Source organism: Polaromonas sp. (assembly GCF_030682935.1).
Classification (GTDB): domain Bacteria; phylum Pseudomonadota; class Gammaproteobacteria; order Burkholderiales; family Burkholderiaceae_C; genus Polaromonas.
The window spans coordinates 1-2,943 of record NZ_JAUXNA010000398.1; the positions used below are offsets into that span (position 1 = coordinate 1).

A 2,943-nucleotide genomic window follows, 5' to 3' on the forward strand; every position below is an offset into this window, starting at 1 on the left:
GCGCGCCATTTCCTGGCGCGCCGGGTTGATGTCAACGCCGATGATCTTGTCGGCCCCCACCATTTTCGCACCCTGGATCACGTTCAGGCCAATGCCGCCCAGGCCAAACACCACCACGTTGGCGCCCACTTCCACCTTGGCCGTGAAGATCACGGCGCCAATGCCCGTGGTCACGCCGCAGCCGATGTAGCAGACCTTGTCGAAAGGCGCGTCCTTGCGGATTTTGGCCAGCGAGATTTCGGGCGCCACGGTGTAGTTGCTGAAGGTTGACGTGCCCATGTAATGGAAGATCGGCTGGCCATCCAGGCTGAAGCGGCTGGTGGCGTCAGGCATCAGGCCCTTGCCCTGCGTGCCGCGAATCAGCTGGCACAGATTGGTCTTGCGCGACAGGCAGAACTTGCACTGGCGGCATTCCGGCGTGTAGAGCGGAATGACATGGTCGCCTTTTTGGAGCGTGGTCACGCCGGGGCCGACATCGACCACAATGCCCGCGCCCTCGTGGCCGAGGATGGCCGGGAAGATGCCTTCGGGGTCGGCGCCCGACAGGGTGTAATAGTCGGTATGGCAAATCCCGGTGGCCTTGATCTCGACCAGCACCTCGCCAAACTTCGGGCCTTCGAGGTCAACGGTTTCAATGGTGAGGGGTTCGCCTGATTTCCAGGCAACAGCAGCTTTTGTTTTCATGGGGGGAATTTGGTTGGTGGTTTCTGCGCTTGGTCAGCGCGGGTAATCGCCGGTAATCACCGGGCAGCAGTCACTATAAGCCAGACCCTTCTTGTCCGTGCGCGGCAAAGAGCGCTGTTTTTATCATTGAAATAGACCTCCAGCGCAATGAGTACGGGTGCTTATAGCTATTTATTCAGTAGCGGTAAAAACACGCTTTCAATAACAAATGCCGGAACAGGTCCGGCATTTGAGGGCGGGGCGGCAGGCCAGGTTCGGACTGCCGCGCGTTCAGGCCGTGAAGAAATTCTTCAGCTTGTCGGCCCAGCCTTCTTCGCTGGGGGAATGCTTGGCGCCGCCTTTTTTGATCGACTCGTCCAGCTCCTTGAGCAGCTTGCGCTGGTGTTCCGTCAGTTTCACGGGTGTTTCCACCGTGATGTGGCAGTACAGGTCGCCGGGATAGCTGGAGCGCACGCCCTTGATGCCTTTGCCGCGCAGACGGAACTGCTTGCCGGCTTGCGTGCCCTCCGGAATGTCAATCGCCGCCTTGCCGGCCAGCGTGGGCACCTCAATTTCACCGCCCAGCGCGGCCGTGGTGAAGCTGATGGGCATGGCACAGTGCAAGTCGTCGCCGTCCCGCTCAAAGATGTCGTGCTTTTTGATGCGGATTTCGATGTACAGATCGCCGGGCGGGCCGCCGTTGGTGCCGGGCTCGCCGTTGCCGGTCGAGCGGATGCGCATGCCGTCGTCAATGCCGGCCGGGATTTTGACTTCCAGCGTCTTGTTGTTTTTGGTCTTGCCCACGCCGTGGCAGCTGATGCAAGGCTCGGGAATCAACTTGCCCGTGCCCTTGCACTGCGGGCAGGTTTGCTGCACGCTGAAAAATCCCTGGCGCATCTGCACCACGCCATGGCCGTGGCAGGTGGTGCAGGTGACCACCTTGGTGCCGGGCTTGGCACCGCTGCCGTGGCAGGTGTTGCAGTCGTCCCAGCTGGGCACGCGGATTTGTGCTTCCTTGCCGTGCGCCGCTTCTTCGAGGGTGATTTCCATGGCGTAGCTCAGGTCGCCGCCGCGGTAGACCTGGCGGCCGCCGCGTTGCTGGCCGCCGCGCTGGCCGCTGAAGACGTCGCCGAAAATGTCGCCAAAGGCCTCGGCGAATCCGCCGAAGCCTTCCGTGCCCGGGCCGCCCCGCATGTTGGGGTCTACGCCGGCATGGCCATACTGGTCGTAAGCGGTGCGCTTGTTTTCGTCCGAAAGCATCTCGTAGGCCTCTTTGGCTTCCTTGAATTTTTCTTCGGACGCTTTGGAGCCGGCTCCCTGGTTTCGGTCAGGGTGGTGCTTCATCGCGTGCTTGCGGTACGCCTTCTTGATGTCTTCGTCGCTGGCGTTTTTGGGTACTCCCAGCGTGTCGTAATAGTCTTTTTTGGACATGGCAGGTCAGTTCGGGTGACTTGGGTTGTGGTGGGCTTCTGTGCTAGAAAAACAGGGCGATATCCCAATGATTGCACGCTGCACGAAGGCCTGGAAAACGAAAAAATAAAATGCAAAAGCGGAAACCAGGAGTCATCCTGGATTCCGCCTCGCTGCTTGCAGTGAACGTCTCAGTCAGGGCGGCTGCCCGGGTCAGCTCTTTTTGACTTCCTTGACTTCGGCGTCAACCACATTGTCATCGGCGGCCTGCTTGGCCTGCGCCTGCTCGGCACCCGCTGCGGCACCAGCGCCCGCATCGGCTTGCGACGCCTGCATGTCGGCGTACATTTTTTCGCCGAGCTTCTGGCTCGCTTCCATCAGGGCCGCGTTCTTGGCTTCAATGGCGGCTTTGTCTTCGCCCTTGAGGGCTTCTTCCATGTTCTTGATGGCGGTCTCGATTTTTTCCTTCTCGCCCGCATCAAGCTTGTCGCCATACTCGCCCAGCGACTTTTTCACGCTGTGCACCATGGCTTCGGCGCTGTTTTTGGCCTGCACGAATTCGACTTTTTTCTTGTCTTCTTCGGCGTTCAGTTCGGCGTCTTTCACCATCTGCTGGATCTCGGCTTCCGAGAGGCCCGAGTTGGCTTTGATCGTGATCTTGTTTTCCTTGCCGGTGCCCTTGTCCTTGGCGCCCACATGCAAGATGCCGTTGGCGTCAATGTCAAAAGACACTTCAATCTGCGGTGTGCCGCGTGTTGAGGGCGGAATGCCTTCAAGGTTGAACTCGCCCAGCGCCTTGTTGCCCGAAGCAATCTCGCGCTCGCCCTGGAACACCTTGATCGTCACGGCCGGCTGGTTGTCTTCAGCGGT

The 2,943-nt window shown here is 59.8% G+C and carries 3 protein-coding genes; all 3 read right to left on the minus strand.

Features of this window, described 5'->3' with window-relative positions; all coding sequences use genetic code 11:
* Positions 1-684 (minus strand): alcohol dehydrogenase catalytic domain-containing protein (locus Q8K05_RS18520; protein WP_305248175.1); only part of this gene is annotated, 684 nt, incomplete at its 3' end.
* Between the two features lie 270 nt (positions 685-954).
* Positions 955-2,094: a molecular chaperone DnaJ gene (dnaJ, locus tag Q8K05_RS18525; protein WP_305248177.1), complete on the minus strand. Its 1,140-nt coding sequence runs from the start codon at positions 2,092-2,094 to the stop codon at positions 955-957.
* 192 nt (positions 2,095-2,286) lie between these two features.
* The coding region (locus tag Q8K05_RS18530; protein WP_305248179.1) for an Hsp70 family protein at positions 2,287-2,943 on the minus strand (657 nt) is incomplete at its 5' end.